Genomic DNA, 21,215 nt, shown 5'->3' with positions numbered 1-21,215 from the left:
ATTTTAGAATTTAAGATTTAACTGAAAACCAACTGTTCTTGCTGTCGGAAGCTGTCCCATTTCCACTCCCGGAGTGATGGTTGCATTGTCCAGTGTAGCCACTTCAGGGTCAAACATCGGGAACTTGGTCCACATCCATAAGTTCTTTCCGAAAATGGCAATGGTAAGATCATCCAGACCTATAGATTTTATGGTTTCTTTTGGGAAGGAATAAGCAATTCTTGCATCTCTGAGTTTAATAAAATCTGTACTGAAGCTGTTGGTCTCCACATTGGCTCTCCTGTAATAATCTCCGTAATAAGAAGATACCAGTACTCCTTTTGTGTTGGGACTGAAGGAGCCATCAGGGTTCTGAACTACTCCGTCTCCTACAATCATTCCGCCAGGGTTGGCTCTTCCCGGAAGTGTCGATTTCAGCTTACCCTGTTCAGACATTTTATGATGTGACTGAGAATATGCAATACCACCATACTGACCGTCAAATGAGAAACTGATCGTAAAGTTTTTGATTTTGAAATCATTCTGAAGACCGGCCCTCCATTTAGGGAATGCATTTCCAACTTTTTCAATATCTGCGGGTCTCGCAGGAAGCCCGTTGTCTCCGTAAATTACTTTTCCTTCCGGGTTTCTTAATAATTTAAATCCATACATATCTCCCAGCGAACCTCCTACTTCCATTTTATAGAATACTACATCTCCTACGTTGGAAACAATGCCATCAAAGCCTTCAGGAAGGGTCATTACCCTGTTTTCGTTGGTAGACCAGTTTCCACCTACTTTCCATGAGAAATCTTTGCCTTTTACAGCTAAGATATCGGCAGAAAGTTCCAAACCCCTGTTTCGGATTTTTCCCGCATTAATGATCCTTTTGGAATATCCAGCTTCGGTGGGTAACGATACAGGGATGATCTGGTTTTCACTGAAATTCTGGTAGGCAGTAAGATTCAGGTTCAATCTGTTTTTGAAAAGGCTGAAATCCATACCGGCTTCTATATTGGTATTTTTCTCAGGTTTAAGGGTAGGATTATTAAAAGTGGTAGGTGCTACTACACTTCCTGTAATGTTGCTTGCTGTATAATAATTGTCCAAAAGATAAGGATCACTGTCTATCCCTACTTTTGCCCATGAAGCTCTCAGTTTCCACAAGTTCAGATTATTGCTTTTCAGATTAAAAATATCTGATAAAATGAAACTGGTACTCACCGAAGGATAAAAGAATGATCTGTTTTGCTTCGGAAGCGTAGAGCTCCAGTCGTTTCTTCCGGTAACGTCCACAAATACTTTATTGTCATATCCAAGGGTAAGCAAACCGTAAACACTGTCTACATGTTTATCTCTTGGTGCCGGATATTTAACCGGAATAGAAAGTGCATTGGTAAGGCTGTATTCTCCTGCTGTTTTCAGTCCGATGGCCTGATAATCATTCAGTAGATATTCATTATAGCGGATACTTCCTCCTGCTGAAGCTGAAATACTGAATTTATTCCAGTCTGCTTTATAAGAAAATAAAAGATCGTTATTATATTCCTGGTTTTTGATAAACTGCTCTCTATAGAAACCTTTTAGGTAATTGGCAGAGCTCCACGGTCTTTTGGTGGTTCTTTTTTCATTCAGGATTTCAATCCCTGACCTCAGCATTATACTGAAATTTTTATTAAACTGATAATCTGCCGTAATATTTCCTGTAATCGTCTTCTTTCTGACTCCATTCAACATTTCATAAGCAATCATATATGGATTGTCAATATAGGAGCTAAACGGATGGATTTGGTCAATTTGTTCCTGCCCCGGCTTCCAGATCGGCTTATACCACTCCAGATCCACATTGGGATTCTGGAAGATCATGAAATAGGAAATCGACTGATTGTTGTATCCCGTCGCAGGAAGGTTGTCACTGGTAGTAGTGTTATAAGCAAATTTTGTTGATATTTTTAATTTTTGGGTAAGCTGATGGGCAAAAGATAAGGCAAAATTGAACCTGTCAAAACCTGTATTCGGCATCATCCACTCGTTATTAAGGTAAGTAAGTGAAGATCTGAAGCTGGTTTTCTCGTTGGAGCTTTCTACCGAGATACTGTTCGAGTAAGTAGAACCTGTTCTCCAGAAACCTTTAATATTATTTTCATAAGGTCTCCACAATTGTCTTTCCTTGCTCTGCCCCATTACGTTAGGATCGTATTGGAAATAATATTGTCCGGCGAATTTAGGACCAAAAGCACTACTGGTTCCTCCGGTACTTGGTCCATCAGGAGAAAGGCCATAAGAATAGTAAAAGTTTCCTGCTGTATTGGTGGCCAGTGTTCCCTGCCCGTATTCGTATTGCCAGTCCGGCCATTTCAATACGGAATCAAAGCTTGAGGAAGAGTTAAAAGTGACTCTCAGTTTTCCGTTTTTAGTTTTGCCGGATTTTGTAGTGATCATTAAGGCTCCATTGGCAGCGCGTGATCCGTATAATGCGGCTGCAGAAGCTCCTTTCAATACCGTTACGGATTCAATATCATCCGGATTGATGCTGTTCAATCCATTTCCAAGATCGATGGGAACATCGCCGCCGGAACCTGCTCCATAGGCTGCTGTACCGGAACCTGTGGTAGAATTCCCTAATGGCACTCCATCCACTACAATAAGAGCATAGTTGTGATCCATCATAATGGATTTTTCCCCTCTCAAAGTAATTCTGGAAGTTCCCAACGGTCCTGCTCCGGCGGTCTGGATTTTAAGGCCTGCCACCTTCCCTTCCATGGATTGCGCCCAGTTGTTGTTCTGGGTTTCTTCAAATGTTTTGGCATCTACTTTTTCGGCAACATACCCTAAAGCTCTGTCGTGCCTCTTGATTCCCAAAGCAGTTACAACTACTTCATCAATTCCTTTAATGGTGTCCTTTTTAGCTTTCTGCTGAGCTGCCAGATTAACGCTGACCAATCCTAACAGCGACAAAACCAACAGTTTTTGTGTCTCTTTACGCATTTCCTTTTTGTTTGCGCAAAATTAGAACGACATTACCAGGATGATCTTAACATAGTTTTAACGTTTCTTAAAAATTTATTAAACCATATGTTAATCCAGTCTTAACAACACTATTTAAACAACTAATAAACAAACACTTAAGCAATTAAGTATTTTTAATACGGTGGTAAAGATGCATTTATGTATCTTTATTGTCTTGCATTGAGATAATACCAAACAAAACAATCAAACCACTGAATTACAGAATATTAAAATAAAAATTCAATCACCTGTTTCTTCATTCATTATCAAAAAGAAGTTCTCAGCTCCTAAAAAAAACAGCCTGCTTCCTTATAAGGGGCAGACTGTATAAATTTTTGGTTATTTGTGGAGATGGTTAAAAAATTTTGTTTGACCACCCCGTCAAAAATTCTTTGATTTTTGACACTCCTCCGGAGGAGGTCCTTCAGTTGCTATATTTCTGAAGATGTTAAATCTATTTATTCTTCAACTGATCAGGAATATTGGTTGTTACGAATCCGATTCCCTGTTTTTTCAATTCTTCGTAAACAGCAACGTCATTTACGGTCCATGAATTGGTAATTAACCCTAATGCTTTTGCATCAGCAATCCATGTTGGGTTTTTCTGGAAGATGCTGTAGTGGTAATCCATACCGTCCAATCCTTCTTTTTTGATCTGCTCAGGAGACAGTTCACCGTTCAGATATTGTACTTTAAAAGACGGAGCCAGTTTTTTGATCTCTTTGCAGATATTAAGGCTGAAAGAAATAAACTCACTTTGAGATTCCAGCTTCATATCTTTAATCATTTTGATCGTTTTCTCCGTGATTTCATTTTCTATTTCCGGAGTTTTCGCTGGCTTGATCTCAACGATCAGCTTCAGAGATTTGTCTTTTTTTCCCTGTTTTAAATAATCTTTTAAGGTCGGGAATTTTTCTCCGTTGGATAATTTCAAGGCTTCCAGTTCTTTGAAAGGAGTTTCTGAAATTTCCATTTTACCATGGTGTTCATCATGATTGATCACCAATACACCATCTTTTGTCATTCTTACATCAAATTCAGACCCATATATTTTTAATTTCTGGGCATTTTCCAATGATTGAATTGAATTCTCTGTTGTTGGAGGCTGAGCCTGGAAATATCCTCTATGGGCAATAATCTGGGTTTGTGCTTTCATCATAACTGTACTTAAAACTGCTAACCCTAAGATAAAATTTTTCATAATATAATTTTAAATTATTAAAATAAAGTCGTGAAACTTCCTGATAAAGGTAGTTATTACAAAATAAAACCCAAAAGACATAAAAGATTTACTGATTAAAGCTAAGTGAGATTTACCATAGCCGGCTCAATTTCTTTTATGTCTTCAGTGGTTAAGAAAGGTAAAAGTTAGAAACTGTATTTCGCACCGATCTGGATCTGGTAAGGATTTCCTGTCAGAGGAACCAAACCGCCTCCACTTACGTTTTTGGTGTATTCGTACTGCATCGTATCTTTATTAAACTTCGTCACTTTATACAGAGAAGTATTTCCGTATGATTTGTTTACCCCCCATTCTTTGTTCAGAAGGTTGGCAACATTGAAAATATCTACGGAAAGTTCGAAAGCTCCCACTTTATCGAATTTAATTTTTTTCGCTACACGAACGTCCCAGACTCCATAGAAACCATTTTTACCACCATTACGTTCTGCAATTTTTCCGTTGTATTCAGTGATATAATCTTTCAGAGCCTGCCCTACCTGTGGATCATCCAAAATAGATTGGGTAAGATTCGGGAAGATAAAAGCAAGGTCGTTGGAATCTACGAAGTCTCCGTTGATATTTCCTCCTGTTGTTGCAGAGAAACGGGTTCCTCCAATTCCTGAATACCTGATTCCCAATGTGAAGCCTGCAATGCTAGGAGAGTTTCCATAGATCACAACTTTATTTCTGAACTGGTTGTCAGAATAGGTCATTCTTAAATCTCTAGGATCACTCTGAATCATCGTAGACAATGTTGCAGAGTTGGCTACATTTCCGTTGTAAGAAGTATTGTCTTTAATATCAGACCATGTATAACTTGCGGTGATTTCTCCATCTTTCCAGTAACGGTAACTTGTATCGATTACGAATGAGAACTGGTTTACTTTACCATCGCTCACCAATTCCAGTACTCTTCCGAAATTATTATTGATTCTTCCCTGTTTCCAGTCGAAACTTACACTGTTATTAGCATTATTGGTAATAGCCCCTGTAGGAATAAATACACCTCTACCACCTTCGTTAGCCAGTGTAAAGAAAGGATTGGCCACCATGTTTCTGTCGTAATAATAGTAATTGTTTCTACCTAAAGCCATATATCCTGCAATTCCTGCTCTGAACCTTTCATTGAAGAAGTGGGTATAAGAAATATTGGCTTTATAAACGATCGGGATCTTTGCATCCTTACCGGTGTAGTTGATCGTTGGAATCTGCTTCTGAGAAAGGGACGGAACCGTATTGTAATCATCTCTATAGCTGTTGAAATCCGGGAACGGAACATCTTTACCCGTTACATCCACAGTAGCCAGATGCTTTCCATCAAATACAAGGTTATTGATGATCATATAATTGTTGATATCGGAAGAGAAAATTCCGGCACCGAACTTCAGGAAGTCTTTATTTCCTTCATTGATGTTCCAGTCAAACTGGAATCTTGGCTGGATGACAAATGATTTGATCTGGTTATCCGTTCTGATTCCCATTTCATCAAACAGTTTCTGGTTGAATTCCGCTTTCGGGTAACCACCGTAATCTAATCTCAAACCAGCCATTAAATCAAGTCCCTTAGCTACTTTGGTCTGGAATTGCCCATAAAGACCGATGTTCCAGATATTTGATCTGACAGACGGATCGGACACCAAAGGAACCTCTCTATAAAATCTGTAAGGTGTCATGGTCTCAAAATTGCTCATTCCCTGGAAATGGAATCTTCCGTTCACCTCACTTCCGTATACCGATTTTGCTGTTGTATACATAAGGTCAGCCCCAAACGTATATTTTACCTTATCTGTATTATAGTATAGGTTATCTACAATCTGGAACACATTATTTCTGAAGCTTTCCTGAGCAAAGCGATGCCCTCCGATCTGAATATTCGTAGATCCCGCACTGGAAGAAACTCCTTCAACAATAGCTCTCGGTACAGGTTTTCCTAATTGATTGTTCTGGTAACTGTCCTGGAAAGTATAGAGATACTGCGCCTTTAATTCGTTGGTTAAGTTAGGTCTCAGATTTGATCTTAAGGTCAATAATAAACTGTTATCAAGGTTTTTATCATTCCCGTAAGATTCAAAAAAGTTGATATTGGTATTATCACCTAATCCGTTTTTGTTAAGATCGTAAGTAAAGTTATTTCTAAGCGTTAATAAATGCTTTTCATTAATCTGCCAGTCTAGACGTAAGAAACCGGCATCAGAGTTTCTCACTTTATCAAAAGTTCCGAATTGTGGGCTGCTTCCTACTCCATATTTAGCTCTTGCAATATCCAGGAACTGATTAAGCGTCTGCGTAGTTGTGTTGAATCTCTTCTCATCATCCGGAGATTTGATATCAGCAATCACTAAAGGTCTTGAATCCAACTGATGATCCCATGCTACGAAGAAGTGCAGTTTATTTTTAATGATCGGACCGCCTAATGAAAATCCGAACTGAGAAGTGGAGAAATCATTATTTCTTTTGTTTCCTCTGATATCATAAGGGCTGGAAAGCCAGTTTGTTCTTAAATATTCCCAGGCACTTCCGGAAAACTTATTGGTTCCTGATTTGGTAACAGCACTTACTGTTCCTCCTCCACTTCTTCCCAATGTAACATCATATTGGTTGGTAGTGATTTTGAATTCACGTACTGCTTCAATGGAGATGGAGAATGGTGCACCGCTTCGGCTCGTTGTTGATCCTGCAGAAGTAGGATTTTTTGCGGTCATCCCATCAATCGTAAAGTTGGTGGAAGATCCAAGCTGACCGGAAAGGTTTCCTCCTTTTCCGCTTAACGGAGACAGTTCCGTAAGATTGGTGAAGTTTCGTCCGTTCACCGGAAGCATGCTGATGTTTTTCGCAGAAATTGCGGTAGCTGCTCCCAGGTTTCCGATCTTGTTTTTAAGGTTTCCTGTAATTTTTACTTCCTCAATAGTCTTTTCGTTCCCCAGATCCATATTCACGGTCACCTGATCTCCGAAGTTGACATTATAGCCTTCTTTTTTATCATCATTCACAATGACCGTATAAGGCCCTCCAAGAGGAATTTCTTTAAAAATATATTCCCCTTTTGAGTTGGTTTCCGTTTCCGTTCTGAATCCTGTAGACTCATTCACGATCGTTACTTTCACTTTTTCCTGAGCCGTACTTCCCGGTCCGGTAACTTTCCCTACAATAGAAGCCTGCGTGGTCTGTGCATAAGCCATTGTCCCAAGCCCTAAAAACAATAATCCCAGTACAATCTTTACTTTTTTCATTTCTTCCGAAGATCTATATTATTAATTTTTTGATGTTAGCCCGGAAACCTCTTTGATTTTCACAATGATAGATCATTCAGAGGTTTCTTTCAATCAGATGTGCAAAGGTATTTTGACTTTAAGAGCGCGGTGTTTAAGAAAGCTTTAACATTCTTTTAATTAAATTAGAACTTTATGTTAAATTACTTTAAACACGTGTTTTATTTTCTGTAAAACCAGTAGGTTAAGACATATTAAGCATTTTTAATTTTCCTGTACTATTTTATTCTGTTATTTTTTAAATGCAATTACTTTAGTTATTTTTGCTCAAAAGATAGAAACCCAATGTCTGAAAACATTCAACAAAAGATAGAACAGCTCCGCAAAGAGCTTCACCAGCATAACGAAAACTACTACCAACTGGATACTCCTACCATTACAGATTATGAATTTGACATGCTTCTGGAGGAGCTACAGGATCTGGAGGCCAGGTACCCAGAGTTTTATGATGAAAATTCTCCCACAGTACGTGTAGGTGGTGGTGTTACCAAAGTTTTCCCCACAATTCAGCATAAATTCAGAATGTATTCACTGGACAATTCCTATGATTTTGACGATCTGGAGGACTGGGAAAAACGAATCATCAAAACCATTGAAGATCCTGTAGAATTTGTTGCTGAGCTGAAGTATGACGGTGCATCCATTTCTATCCTTTATGAAAACGGAAAACTGTCTCAGGCGGTTACGCGTGGTGATGGTTTCCAGGGTGATGAGATTACCCCAAACGTGAGAACCATTTCAGATATTCCTCTGACTTTAAAAGGTGGTTTCCCTGCTCATTTTTTTATGCGTGGTGAAATTTATCTGACCAGAAAAAACTTTGATAAAATCAATAAACTGCGTGAGGAAGAAGGCCTTGATCCCTTCATGAATCCAAGAAATACGGCCAGCGGAAGTTTGAAAATGCAGGACAGCGCTGAGGTAAGAAAACGCGGACTTTCTTCTGTATTATATCAGTTTATTTCTGATGAAGTGCCTGCAGAAACCCATTGGGAACTGCTTCAGAAAGCTCAGAGCTGGGGCTTCAAAACCTCCCAGCAGGCCAAATTATGTAAAACAATGGCTGAGGTACAGGAGTTTATTACTTTCTGGGATACCGAACGCCATAATCTACCTTTTGAAATTGACGGAATTGTTTTAAAAGTGAATTCACTACAACAGCAGAGACAGCTTGGTTATACAGCGAAATCTCCCCGTTGGGCGATGGCATACAAATTTAAAGCAGAAAAAGTAGAAACAGAACTTCAGAGTGTCTCTTATCAGGTGGGAAGAACCGGAGCTATTACTCCTGTTGCCAACCTTAAACCAGTTTTATTGGCCGGAACCATTGTGAAAAGAGCTTCTCTGCACAATGAAGATATCATCAAAAAGCTGGATCTTCATGAACATGATTTCGTGTACGTAGAAAAAGGAGGTGAAATTATTCCTAAAATCGTAGGGGTAAACACAGATAAAAGAACGGAAGAAAGCAGAGAAATTGAATATATCAAACATTGTCCTGAATGTGGTACCGAGCTGGTAAAAATTGAAGATCAGGCCATCCATTTCTGCCCGAACGAGCTTCACTGCCCTCCACAGGTTGTAGGAAGAATGATTCATTATGTTTCCAGAAAAGCTTTGAATATTGATAATCTTGGAAGTGAAACTATTGAACAGCTGTACAGAGAAAGACTGATTGAAAATCCTGCTGACTTCTATACTTTAACAAAAGAACAGCTCCTTCCGTTGGAAAGAATGGCTGAAAAATCTGCCCAGAATATCATCACAGGAATTGAAAAATCCAAAGAGATTCCTTTTGAGAAAGTATTATACGGAATCGGGATCAAACATGTGGGAGAAACGGTTGCCAAGAAACTGGTAAAAAACTTCCCGACGATTGAAGAATTAAAGAATGCTACGGTAGAAGAGCTTTGTCAGGTAGAAGACATCGGAACTAAAATTGCAGTGAGTATTGTTGATTTCTTCCAGAATTCCGAAAACGTATTGATGATCGAGCGTTTGAAATCTTACGGAGTACAGCTTGAAAAAGGAGAAAGTACCAATGAGGTTCTATCCAATGTTCTGGAAGGAAAAACTTTCCTGTTCACCGGAAAATTGTCATTATTCACCAGAGAATCTGCAGAAGAAATGGTAGAAAAGCATGGTGGAAAAAATATTTCTGCAGTTTCAAAAAACCTCAATTATCTTGTAGTAGGTGAAAAAGCAGGAAGTAAGCTGAAAAAAGCTCAGGATATCGGAACAATTACGATTCTGGATGAGCAGCAGTTTCTGGATCTGATTGAAAAGCAGTAAAATTTAAAAATATTTTCAAAAAAACCATTGATTTTTTTTCAATGGTTTTTTTATATTTTTGAAACATACTCGATGCTTTACTTAAAAACAATAATAGTATACGGAGTACTCTCTCCTGCATTAGGCAAGATCAGCCTGATATGTTCCTTATTCCTGTAGTAATCTGTGTAAGGCTCTTTGGTGATAATCTTTCCTTTCTCGGTTTCTTTATACCCGGCAGTCAATATCAGTTTAAGATACTGCTCATAGTCTTTTTTGTCATTAAACTCAAACTCAATCCGATCTTCATATTTTTCTTCTTTGTATTCAAACTTTCCGATTTTCGAGGTATAGTCCGAAGCTTCATATTCGGTTAAAAGGAAGCTTAAGCCCTCGGTTTTGTCATAAAACTTGAACTGAAGCTGTTTCATTTCCTTATTAAATTCATCCATGGTAAGTTTGTTGAATCCTTTAAGCTGTTCTACTGTGAATGTCTGAGCAGAGATCTGAATACTCAGTAAAAATGAAAATAATAAGAGTCCTAAGGGTTTTCTCATTTTATTTTTATCGCAAATATAAAATAATCCTTATGAAACCGGCAGTCTGAAATAAAACGTACTTCCATTATTCAGAGAACTCTTCACTCCTATTTCTCCATGCTGTTTTTCAATAAAGTTTTTTGAAATGGCCAACCCCAATCCAGTTCCATTCTGATGTTCGCCGGGAACCTGAAAATAGCGGTCAAAGATCTGGCGGTGGTATTGTTCATCAATTCCGCTTCCGGTATCAATAATACTGAACTGAATAAATGAATCCAGTTTTTCTACTACAATCTGGATTCTTTCATCCTGAAAAGAGTGCTTTACCGCATTGGTCAAAAAATTATTCATTACCCAGACGGTTTTGTCAAAATCAGCAGTCACAGCATCGTTATCTTCCAGAAGATATTCTGTACTGATGGAAATATTTTTCTGCTCGGCAAGCTTCTCAACATTCTTTACAGCAGTCTGTACAATTTCTTTAGGAGAACATTTCCCAATAGTCAGTCTGATATTTCCGGATTCTACCTGCGACAGATTAAGCAATTCTCCAGTGATATCCAATAATCGCTGTCCGTCTTCATTGATGCTTTTCAATAATTCCTGCTGTTGCTCATTCAGTTCTCCGAACTTTTGGTTTCCAAGAAGCTGCACGCCCATTTTGATTGCAGAAATCGGAGTTTTAAGTTCATGGGAAATGGTTGCAATGAAATTGGTTTTGGCAAAATCAAGCTCTTTAAAAGGGGTAATATTTCTCAACAATATTACCTTTCCTATATTTTTTTTCTCCTTTTCTCCTGTTTTTACAATATTGATGGGAATAATATCCTGTTCAAAATAGTTTTCCTTGTTATCACGGACAATCTTAATCGGATCTTTTACCGGATGGTTGATATTTTTCAGCAGTTCACGCATCAGATCATTATTGATGGCTACTTCATGAGCTGTTTTTCCAATAATATCTTCTTTATGGAGATTGGTGATCTTTAAAGCTTCATCATTGATCATGTAGATAAAATGATTCTCATCCAGACCAATTACCGCATCATGCATATTATTGACCAACGTTTCGATCCGTTTTTTATCCATCAGCTGCTTGGAAAGCGTGCTGCTTTCGTATTCCTGAAGCTTTTCCGCCATACTGTTGAAGGAGTCTGCCAGACTGTTGAATTCTTCACTTCCTTTAAAATGAACCCTCTCGCTATAGTTTTTATCGGCAATCTGTTTGATACTGAAGGTCAATTGATTGATAGGCTCTGCAATGGTTTGCGGCAAATTGAAAAGCAGGATAAAAGCAATCAGAAAGCATACAGTACCTAAACTTACGATCCAAAAAGTAGCATTTTCTGCTGTTATAATCGCAATGTCACTTTTTCGTTCTATCCCTTTCATATTCAAAGACATGATCTTCGAAAGATCTTCACGGATAAGCTTTTCTTTATTGATATCGGGAGCTTTAAGGTAGCTGTTGAAATGCAGATTCAGATTCTGAGTGGCTTCTTTTTCTCCAAATTCTGTAAGGTTCTTTTCCTGAAGCTTATTATTTTTTCGAAAATCTGCTATGGCAACGGTACTGTCTGTACTAATATTATCCAACGCCAAAAGCATATTTTTGGAAAACTCCAGACTGTTATAATTGGCCGTAAGGATCTTTTCAGTATCAGATTTTAATTTATTGATGTATACAGAACCTATCACTGAAAGCAGAACGATCAGTAGAAATAAAAGGCCCACGCCTAAGGTAAGTTTCGTTTTAAGTTTCATTACTTTTAAGATAAAATAATAATATCTATCTGTCTTTCATTCAGCCTGTTCATAAGGGTATAGATCCAGCTGTATCCCAACATTCGCTGCCAGAAACTGGCGTGAGGTTTTCCAATACAGACCGTCGTGATGTTATGAGCAATCACATATTCCAGAATCCCGTTGTGGACACTGCTTTCTTTGATGCGGACTACTTTGGCACCTAATTCCTGTGCTAAATTAAAATTATTAATTAAATACCGTTGTTTATCCAATGCAATTTTTTCCGGATTTTCAGAAGGCTTCTGAACGTACAAAACAGTCCATGGACTGTTATAGTAGCTGGCTAATCTGGCGGTTTTACGGATAATTGTTTTAGCAATCTTCTCATTACTGCTGATACAGGCCAGGAATTTTATGGGCTTAAAATTTTCGGTTTTGATCTCTGTTTCCACCTTTCTCTCCACGTGGGTGGCCACTTCTTTTAAAGCCAATTCACGAAGCTGCAGAATATGTCCGCTCTGGAAGAAATTACTAAGTGCCGTCTGAATTTTTTCTTTTTTATAGATTTTTCCCTCTTTTAAACGGGTCAGCAGCTCATCAGCCGTAAGGTCAATATTGACTACTTCATCTGCTAGCGCCAGTATTTTATCCGGAACCCGCTCTGTTACTTCTACCCCGGTAATTTTCTTTACCTCTTCATTCAGGCTTTCAATATGCTGGATATTCATAGCACTGATGACGTTGATTCCGTTATCAAGAATTTCCAGCACATCCTGCCATCTTTTTTTATTTTTAGAACCTTCTACGTTGGTATGGGCCAGCTCGTCTACTAACACGACTTCAGGATGTTCATTGATAATGGCCTGAAGATCCATCTCCTCAAGGTTTTTTCCTTTATAAAAAACTGATTTCCTTTCAATTTGAGGAATTCCTTCTACAAGAGCTTCAGTTTCTTCACGGCCATGCGTTTCAATATAGCCAATCTTTACATCAATGCCATTTCGCAAAAGGGAATGCGCTTCCTGGAGCATACGGAAGGTCTTTCCTACACCTGCACTCATCCCTATATAAATTTTGAATTTTCCTTTGCGGGATTTTTGAATCAGTTCTAAAAAATCTTTTGCTGATGACATTGATTTTATTCTTTTTAATTTTACTTTAAGCACTATTTTCTGTGGCTAAACCGATTTTAAAACCAGACTGCTAAGCTTGACGTTATAAAGAAATTTCCTTTTTTAAATTCATCATTTTTAGCAAAAATGGCGTCTTTTGAAGTAAAACCTCTCGCTTCTGTGCGGAAAACTACATTTTTGAAAACAGCATAATCTACATTGAGAGAATATCCGAAGGTCTGAAATCCATTGGGAGTTTCTGTACTGATAATCACGCCGTTTTTATCATTATAATATTCCAGTCTTCCCGCTAATGCCCATTTGCTGTCCAATTGATATTTCATCTGAACATTCGGGCTATACCAGATATTATACTGCTCGCTTCCTTTTGATTTCTGCTCAGCGCCAATATCAAATCCCAATATAGCCGAAAACTGATCTGTCAGTTGAAAGCTTCCGTACAAATCATGGAAGTAACGCATTCTTTTATCTTCTTTTGCTTTATCATTTCCTATGAATGAGCTGCTGTTCAAAGTAATTTTATCAGTTGGTTTATAGGTTACCTGGTGACCAAAAGAAATACTCTGGTTTCCCTCAGGTTTGGCAATACGTTGCCATCCGTTCAATACCAGTCCGCTTAAAAACCATTTCCCATTATCTGAGGTATAAGAAATTTTGGCTCCGGTTTCGAAATAAGGTGAGTTTTCAGCAGCCAGACTTCTTGTCAGATTAACATTGTCTTTTCCTATGGCACTTTCCCAACCGATATGGGAAGGCATGATCCCTGCATCAATCCATAAGTTTTTATTTTTTGATATTCTGATTCCTACATTGGCTTCGTTTACATAACGTAGTGCATTTTGTTCGGCAGCCATATTATCCTGAGCATAAGTTCCTGCCATTAAAGCAACGTTGGCACGGATATTTTCACTCTGGTAATTGGCTTTAACCAATCCCAGGTTAAGGTTCATTTCATTGTGCCTATTATAGGAATACAAAAAGTTTTGACGAATATGATTACCAGGCTCATTAAAATCATACGTATAAAAAAGTTCTACATAAGCGGAAAAGGTCACTTTATTACTTGTTTTTAATGAATCTGATGATTGGGCTTTTGAGAAAAACATTCCCAATACGGCTCCTATAACTAAATATTTTTTCACGTTATTTTTATATTATTTAAGAGTATAAGAAGAATTTAGCTATTAAGAAAAGATAAGGATTTACCAGCGAATTATAAATGAGAAATATTTTAAAATCGTAGATTTTTTTGTGTAGCTCCTTCAATCATCTTAATGGCTTCAATTCTTCTTTTTATCATTGTATGATTTGAATTATTTTAATTGATCTAAAGCAATATTAAGCTTCAGAACATTTACTTTTGACGGTCCGAAAAGTCCTAAGAAAGGCTTTTCAGTCTGATTATTAATTAAGCTTTTGATCTGTTCCTCTGAAATACTTCTCACTTTTGCAATTCTTTTTGCCTGGTATAAAGCCCCTTCTTGAGAAATATCCGGATCCAGTCCGCTTCCGCTGGCGGTTACCAATTCTACAGGAACTTTAGCATTACCCATTTCAGGATTGTCCATTTTTAAAGTATCAATTCTTTTCTGTACAATTTCCAGATATTCTTTATTGCTTGGACCTTTGTTGCTTCCTCCACTTCCCGCTGCGTTATAATCGACAGAGGATGGACGACCGTGGAAATATTTTTCAGACTTAAATTCCTGCCCGATATTGGCATAAAACTTCTGCCCTTTATTGTAAACAATTTCTCCGTTTCCTTTGTTAGGAAGTATTTTAGAACCTCCATAAACCACTGCCAGATAAATACCAGTAACTAGCAACATGACAAGAGTTAATCTGAATGCTGAAACAATATGATTTTTCATTTTTTTAATTTTAATAGAATAAACTGATTACCAGATCAATGATTTTGATTCCGATGAACGGAACGATTACTCCGCCTAACCCATAGATCAAAAGGTTTCTTCTTAATAATGCACTGGCACCGATGGGCTTGTAAGCAACTCCTTTCAACGCCAGCGGAATCAGGAACGGAATAATCACCGCATTGAAAATAACCGCTGATAATATGGCTGTTTCAGGACTGTGAAGGTTCATAATGTTCAGCTTCTGAAGAGAAGGAATAAAAGTGATAAAGAGCGCCGGAATAATGGCAAAATACTTTGCTACGTCGTTTGCAATACTGAAAGTGGTCAACGTTCCTCTGGTCATCAATAGCTGTTTACCGATTTCTACAATTTCGATCAGCTTTGTAGGATCATTATCCAGGTCTACCATGTTGCCGGCTTCTTTAGCAGCCTGCGTTCCGCTGTTCATCGCAACACCTACATCTGCCTGGGCTAGTGCCGGAGCATCATTGGTTCCGTCTCCCATCATCGCTACCAGCTTACCTTCCTGCTGTTCCTTTTTGATGTAATTCATTTTGTCTTCAGGTTTAGCTTCGGCAATAAAGTCGTCTACCCCTGCTTTTTCAGCAATGAATTTTGCAGTCAGAGGATTATCTCCTGTTACCATTACCGTTTTCACTCCCATTTTTCTCAGTCTCTGGAAACGTTCCTGAATTCCGGTTTTAATAATATCCTGAAGTTCAATAACGCCCCAAACTTTTTCATTAACGGCTACTACTAAAGGAGTTCCTCCGTTTTCAGAAATTTTGGTTACCGCATCCTGGGTTTCCTGTGGGAAGATATTCCCGGCTTTTTCAGTCAGTTTTTTTATTGTATCGTAAGCTCCTTTACGGATTCTTGTTTCATCAAAATCAATTCCTGAAGTTCTTGTTTCTGCAGTAAAATCGATATATGTAGGGTTAGCAACTAATAAATCTTCAGGTTTTAAAGCACTTAGTTCAATAATAGATTTCCCTTCCGGTGTTTCATCCGCTACGGAACTTAATGCAGAAGCTTTAATAAATTCTTCAAGCTGAATTCCATTCGCAGGGTGAAATTGAGTTGCTTTTCTGTTTCCGATGGTAATTGTTCCGGTTTTATCCAAAAGCAATACATCAATATCTCCTGCAGTTTCCACTGCTTTTCCACTTTTAGTAATCACATTCGCTCTCAGCGCTCTGTCCATCCCCGCTATCCCGATTGCAGAAAGCAGACCTCCGATGGTTGTCGGAATAAGACAAACGAAAAGAGATATAAATGCCGCTATGGTAATCGGAGTCTGCGCATAATCTGCAAAAGGTTTTAAAGTGAGGGTAACAATAATAAATGTAAGCGTGAATCCTGCTAAAAGTATGGTTAATGCGATTTCGTTGGGTGTTTTCTGTCTTGACGCTCCTTCTACAAGAGCAATCATTTTATCTAAGAAGGATTCTCCGGGTTTTGTGGTTACTCTTACTTTAATTCTGTCTGACAATACTTTCGTTCCTCCTGTTACAGAACTTTTGTCTCCACCCGCTTCACGGATGACAGGTGCACTTTCTCCGGTAATAGCAGACTCATCAATGGTAGCAAGACCTTCAATAATCTCACCATCCATCGGAATCTGATCTCCGGCTTCACAAAGGAAAATATCACCTAAGGTCATTTCAGCAGACATCTTCAGCCTTGTTTCTACCTGAAATCCCGGCTTGTTATCAAGTACCAGTTTGGCCGGAGTTTCTTCCCTTGTTTTTCTAAGGGTATCAGCCTGCGCTTTTCCCCTTGCCTCCGCAATAGCTTCTGCAAAATTGGCAAACAAAACGGTGAAAAATAAAATTATAAATACTAAAAAGTTGTAGGAAAAGCTTCCCTGGGTTTTATCACCGGTAAGGCTGAACATGCTTACGATAAACATGACGATGGTTCCGATTTCTACCAGGAACATTACCGGATTTTTAAACATAATTTTCGGATTCAGCTTTACGAAGGACTGTTTTATCGCTTCGTTGACCAAATCTCTTTGAAACAATGTTTGTGACTGATTTTTCATTTTTTTGAAAGAATTTATATCATTGTAAATCAATAGTAACCATCAAGGTCTGCCGGATAATAAGGATAGATATGGATAATATTAAGTGAACGTTTCGTAAGTGTCAGACTAGTTTCCTTACACTTTTCAGCTTCCTTAATGGTTGAATATTGATTTTAATTTTTAATGTTCAAATTTATTTTGAGAAATATTGAATCTGCTCTGCAATAGGGCCTAAAGTCAATGCAGGGAAGAAAGACAACGCTGCAATCAGTAAAATCACTGCCAGAGTCATGAATCCGAAAGTTGCCGTATCTGTTTTCAGTGTTCCTGAACTTTCAGGGATATATTTCTTCTGTGCCAACAGACCTGCAATGGCTACCGGTCCTATGATCGGGATAAATCTTGAGAGTAACAGAACAATTCCCGTTGAGATATTCCACCAGGGTGTATTGTCTCCCAACCCTTCAAATCCGGATCCGTTATTCGCTGCGGAAGAAGTAAACTCATACAGCATTTCACTGAAACCATGGAAACCTGGGTTGTTCAATGTTTTTGCTCCAAATTCCGGTAGATAAGCCGTTAAAGCTGTTCCTGCAAGAATTAAGAAAGGATGGAATAAAGCCACAATCATTGCGATTTTCATCTCTTTAGCCTCAATCTTTTTACCCATAAATTCTGGCGTTCGTCCCACCATCAGACCACTGATAAATACAGCAAGAATGATAAAGATGAAATAGTTCAGAATTCCGACTCCACAGCCTCCGTAGAAGCAGTTGATCATCATCGCAAGCAATTCATTCATTCCCGAAAGCGGCATTGTACTGTCATGCATTGAGTTCACAGATCCTGTTGAAATAACTGTGGTTGCAATACTCCAGTAGCCGGACGCTGCACTTCCGAAACGGATTTCTTTACCTTCCATAGCTCCCAAGCTGTTATCTGTTCCCATTTTTGTGATCAAAGGATTTCCTCCTGTTTCATTCACGATATTCGGAATGGTAAGTGCCAGAAAACCGACCGTCATTACCGTAAAGATTACCCATGAAAGTTTTCTTTTATTCAGATAAAATCCCAGTGCAAATACCAACGCAAACGGAATGATCATCTGAGCGATCATCTCTGTCATATTGGTCATATAATTAGGATTTTCAAGCGGGTGTGCAGAGTTGGCTCCGAAAAACCCACCTCCGTTAGTTCCCAAATGTTTGATCGCAACAAATGCAGATACAGGCCCTCTGGAAACATCAGCTTTCTGACCTTCCAGTGTTATAATGTGATCTTTCCCTTCGAAAGTCATCGGACTTCCATTAATAGAAAGTATTAAAGCAACAATTACACTTACCGGAACCAGGATTCTGATCATTGATTTGGTGAAATAATCGTAGAAGTTCCCAAGTTCGGTACTTGTTTTTTCTTTAAAAGCCTTGAAAAGGACAGCCATTGCCGCCATTCCCGTTGCTGCAGTGACAAACTGTAAAAACATCAGATAAAGCTGGCTCAGATAGCTCACTCCTGTTTCTCCTGAATAATGCTGTAAATTACAGTTAACCAAGAATGAAATGGTAGTATTAAAAGCCAGATCGGGTGACATATTTGGATTCCCATCAGGGTTCAAAGGAAGCCATGCCTGATTCATTAAAAGAAGAAAACCTATGATGAACCAAACCAGATTGATCGCCAGCATGGCATACATATTCTGTTTCCAGTTCATCTGGCGGGCAGGATTAATTCCCGAAACTTTATAAATTAACTTTTCAATGGGTTCAAAAACCGGATCCAGAAAAGTTTTTTTGTATCCGTAGACATTAGCTATATATTTCCCTAAAAATATTCCGATAACTAATGTGATAGCAAACATTGCTATAATGCCTAAAATCTCTGTATTCATGACTAATTAAAATTTTTCAGGTTTCATTAAAACATAACAGATATACACAAAGGCAAGTATTGAGAGGAAAAATAAACTCCACATAACTTATATTCTATCAAAAAATTCAACTGATTTATACAAAAGCCAAAACAATACTGCAAAAAGCAGAATTAAACTTATGAGCATCATATTTTAATCATTAGGGTTAAAAGGGTCAACAATACGTACGATACAATCAGCAGACTAAAAGTCGAGTGCTCCCGTTTTTTAAACGTTTTTCTTGAAATTGTCATTTTTAAATATTTTATTCGAAGACTATATGCCAAAAGAAAGTCCATTTTGAAAAACAAATAGTCAATTAATTGACTAACAACACATTAATACAAAACACAAAACCATATAAAAACAGAAAAGCCTATCAAAATGATAGGCTCTTTATTAAAATGATAAAGGTTATTTTAATCCGTATTCTTCAAGTTTACGGTACAATGTGGCAATACCGATTTCCAGTAAACGGGCAGCTTCTGCCTTGTTACCTTTTGTATACTGTAGAACCTTCTGTATGTGTATTTTTTCCAGTGATCTGATACTTAAAGAATCACTTTCAGGAACAGCTTTTTCCGAATAATGGGGAAGACTTTCTGCGTCAAGGATATTGTTATCCATCAAAATCAAGCTGCGTTCCACGGCATTTCTCAGTTCACGGATATTTCCTTTCCAGTCGTTTCGTTCCAGTACTTTATAGTAATCAGGATTTACCTGAACTCCTGTCAGATGAAGTTTATGAGAAAAAAATTCTATAAAATGCTTGGCAATAGCTTTCAGGTCTTCTTTTCGTTCTCTTAATGGCGGAAGCGTGATCTCAAAGACATTCAGCCTGAAATAAAGGTCTTCTCTGAAATTTCCCTGCTTTATTTCATCTATCAGGTCTCTGTTGGTAGCAGCAATTAACCTGAAGTCAGATTTGGAAACTTTGGTTTCACCCATTTTGATAAATTCCCTGGTTTCTAAAACTCTGAGCAATTTTGCCTGAAGTTCTATTGGCATCTCACCGATTTCATCCAAAAACAGAGTTCCTCCGTTAGCTTCTTCAATCAATCCTTTCTTATCTTTCAAAGCTCCAGTAAAAGCACCCTGTTTATGACCAAAAAGCTCGCTTTCCAGAATTTCTTTACTGAATGCTGAACAATTGATCGCTACAAAACTGTTTTTCTTCCTGTCACTCCCTTCATGAATAGCACTCGCAAAAACTTCTTTACCCGTTCCGGTTTCTCCTGTAAGAAGCACAGCAGCATCAGTTAAAGCGACTTTCTCAGCCAACTTCTTAGCCTGCAAAATAAGTGGTGACTTACCAATAATCTGATCAAATCCTTTCGTCACAGCCTGCTGAACAACCCTCGATTTATTGTCTTTTACCTTATCAAGAGCCTTATACACCAATGGGATTATTTTCTCATTATCATCTCCTTTCACCAGATAATCATAAGCACCATTCTTCATAGCCTGTACAGCATCCGTAATATTACCGAATGCCGTCATCAGGATAATTTCAAGCTGTGGATATTTAGTTTTGATAGCCTTTACCAGCTCTACCCCAAAAGCATCAGGCAGACGAACATCGCTCAGAACAACATCAAATTCATATTGCTCCAGCATCGTCATTGCCGAACGCGCCGTAGAAGCTTCTTTTACATTAAAATTTTCTTGGGAAAGGATCATTCCTAGTAATTTAAGGAGTTTGATCTCATCATCGATGATCAGAATATTTCCTGACATTGTAATTATTTTTGGAAAACTAGTACAAACTTATTGAATTTATTCGAGGAAAACGGGGTAATAGAAGGAAATAGTTTACTGAACACCACTTGAGATTTCAGGAGCTGTTTCCCGCTATCCATTCATACTCCTCGCGCCTGCGCTCCCGCCCTGAGCAAAGCCGCAGGGTCCCACACTCCAACCCATTCACCCTCCAACCCAGCTGCGGGGTAACCATTCCTATCGGGGCTAGGATGGTGAATGAATCATCAATGATAAATTATAAATGATGTAACGAAGTCCGGGATACCGATTCCGTGGTTATCTTTCAATGGAGTTATTGGTTGCAATGGCGTCTTTCTTTTTATTTGGTCTGCTTCTTTCCTACTGTGTCATTCCGCAGGAATCCAGCCTCCTTTATTAGAGTCTTTATGATTTTTTTAACTCAGACGGTTTGATACTGTAAAATTGTTTGATGATACTTTGTTGAGACTCCTACGGAGTGACAATTGGAGTGTA

12 protein-coding genes are annotated in these 21,215 nt (G+C 38.3%); 1 reads left to right on the top strand and 11 read right to left on the bottom strand.

Annotated features, from left to right (window positions below):
* Positions 1–3 precede the first annotated feature (3 nt).
* From ACLI50_RS17730 to ACLI50_RS17720, 3 genes are all read right to left on the bottom strand, one after another.
* Complete coding sequence (locus tag ACLI50_RS17730) at positions 4–2,967, bottom strand: SusC/RagA family TonB-linked outer membrane protein (RefSeq protein WP_411414334.1); 2,964 nt, start codon at positions 2,965–2,967, stop codon at positions 4–6.
* Positions 2,968–3,442: 475 nt separating this feature from the next.
* The gene (locus ACLI50_RS17725) at positions 3,443–4,189 is read right to left on the bottom strand and encodes a glycerophosphodiester phosphodiesterase family protein (RefSeq protein ID WP_202840920.1); all 747 of its coding nucleotides are present in this window, start codon (positions 4,187–4,189) and stop codon (positions 3,443–3,445) included.
* A 167-nt stretch (positions 4,190–4,356) separates the two neighbouring features.
* Positions 4,357–7,440, bottom strand: a complete 3,084-nt coding sequence (locus tag ACLI50_RS17720) for a TonB-dependent receptor (RefSeq protein WP_411414333.1) — start codon at positions 7,438–7,440, stop codon at positions 4,357–4,359.
* A gap of 324 nt (positions 7,441–7,764) precedes the next feature.
* On the opposite strand from ACLI50_RS17720, the gene ligA reads away from it, so the two are divergent.
* Positions 7,765–9,771 (top strand): NAD-dependent DNA ligase LigA, encoded by a 2,007-nt coding sequence (gene ligA, locus ACLI50_RS17715; protein ID WP_411414332.1) that lies wholly within the window; start codon positions 7,765–7,767, stop codon positions 9,769–9,771.
* A gap of 77 nt (positions 9,772–9,848) precedes the next feature.
* On the opposite strand, the gene ACLI50_RS17710 is transcribed toward ligA, so the two are convergent.
* The 8 genes from ACLI50_RS17710 to ACLI50_RS17675 form a co-directional block, all read right to left on the bottom strand.
* On the bottom strand, positions 9,849–10,307 hold the full coding sequence (locus ACLI50_RS17710) for a hypothetical protein (RefSeq protein WP_411414331.1): 459 nt from the start codon (positions 10,305–10,307) through the stop codon (positions 9,849–9,851).
* Positions 10,308–10,337: 30 nt separating this feature from the next.
* Positions 10,338–12,053 carry a sensor histidine kinase gene (locus ACLI50_RS17705; RefSeq protein ID WP_411414330.1) on the bottom strand — a complete coding sequence of 572 codons (1,716 nt, stop codon included), beginning with the start codon at positions 12,051–12,053 and terminating at the stop codon, positions 10,338–10,340.
* A 5-nt stretch (positions 12,054–12,058) separates the two neighbouring features.
* The gene (locus ACLI50_RS17700) at positions 12,059–13,168 is read right to left on the bottom strand and encodes a sensor protein KdpD (RefSeq protein WP_202840931.1); all 1,110 of its coding nucleotides are present in this window, start codon (positions 13,166–13,168) and stop codon (positions 12,059–12,061) included.
* 56 nt (positions 13,169–13,224) lie between these two features.
* A complete protein-coding gene (locus ACLI50_RS17695) occupies positions 13,225–14,274 on the bottom strand; it encodes a porin (RefSeq protein WP_411414383.1) in 1,050 nt (349 codons plus the stop codon).
* A gap of 207 nt (positions 14,275–14,481) precedes the next feature.
* Positions 14,482–15,039 (bottom strand): potassium-transporting ATPase subunit KdpC, encoded by a 558-nt coding sequence (gene kdpC, locus ACLI50_RS17690; RefSeq protein ID WP_202840935.1) that lies wholly within the window; start codon positions 15,037–15,039, stop codon positions 14,482–14,484.
* Between the two features lie 10 nt (positions 15,040–15,049).
* On the bottom strand, positions 15,050–17,089 hold the full coding sequence (gene kdpB / locus ACLI50_RS17685; RefSeq protein ID WP_120232938.1) for a potassium-transporting ATPase subunit KdpB: 2,040 nt from the start codon (positions 17,087–17,089) through the stop codon (positions 15,050–15,052).
* Between the two features lie 175 nt (positions 17,090–17,264).
* Positions 17,265–18,959 carry a potassium-transporting ATPase subunit KdpA gene (kdpA, locus tag ACLI50_RS17680; protein WP_411414329.1) on the bottom strand — a complete coding sequence of 565 codons (1,695 nt, stop codon included), beginning with the start codon at positions 18,957–18,959 and terminating at the stop codon, positions 17,265–17,267.
* 435 nt (positions 18,960–19,394) lie between these two features.
* A complete protein-coding gene (locus ACLI50_RS17675; RefSeq protein ID WP_411414328.1) occupies positions 19,395–20,717 on the bottom strand; it encodes a sigma-54-dependent transcriptional regulator in 1,323 nt (440 codons plus the stop codon).
* Positions 20,718–21,215: the final 498 nt, after the last annotated feature.

Origin of the sequence: Chryseobacterium cupriresistens, assembly GCF_046614675.1 — a bacterium.
GTDB classification, from domain to species: Bacteria; Bacteroidota; Bacteroidia; order Flavobacteriales; family Weeksellaceae; genus Chryseobacterium; species Chryseobacterium cupriresistens.
This window is presented reverse-complemented; position numbering and strand designations above follow the sequence as displayed.